Source organism: Neptunomonas sp. ABH4_499 (assembly GCF_056160565.1).
Genome location: NZ_JBSWXK010000046.1, coordinates 1 through 564, shown reverse-complemented (window position 1 = coordinate 564; position 564 = coordinate 1). Strand labels below are relative to the sequence as shown.

At 42.7% G+C, this 564-nt stretch carries 2 tRNA genes; both read right to left on the bottom strand.

Annotation, left to right across the window (positions count from 1 at the left end):
- Nucleotides 1-162 precede the first annotated feature (162 nt).
- Nucleotides 163-238 (bottom strand) — tRNA-Ala (locus ACXAF9_RS18175).
- Nucleotides 239-315: 77 nt separating this feature from the next.
- Nucleotides 316-392: transfer RNA gene (locus tag ACXAF9_RS18170), tRNA-Ile, on the bottom strand.
- Nucleotides 393-564 lie beyond the last annotated feature (172 nt).

Sequence of the window (564 nt, the reverse complement as noted above, 5' to 3'; positions counted from 1 at the left end):
AAAATCACCTATTGGCGCTTGTATAAATTTACAAGAACTTGTTTTCATCAATCCACATTGTTAAAGAGCGTTTAAAGCTAAGATGCTTTAAATGATGGTCTTGTATAATCCCTTGTTTTAGGGTTTTATTAAGAACATGATTTAAAACTCTTTGAGTTTTAATGGTGGAGCTATGCGGGATCGAACCGCAGACCTCCTGCGTGCAAAGCAGGCGCTCTCCCAGCTGAGCTATAGCCCCAGTATATGCATTACTCAAAATCGTCTTACCAATCATCCATCACCAACTAATTTATTTAAAACAGTCAACTCGATAATTGGTAGGCCTGAGTGGACTTGAACCACCGACCTCACCCTTATCAGGGGTGCGCTCTAACCACCTGAGCTACAAGCCTATATCTCGATAAGCTTATACTTAAGCTACTCGATAAAACGCATCGCTTTGAGCAACACTTTTCGCTCTCTTTACATTTAGCCAGATAATTCGTGTGAACGCTGTGCCGGGACAAAGCTCATCGTTTAAGGAGGTGATCCAGCCGCAGGTTCCCCTACGGCTACCTTGTTACG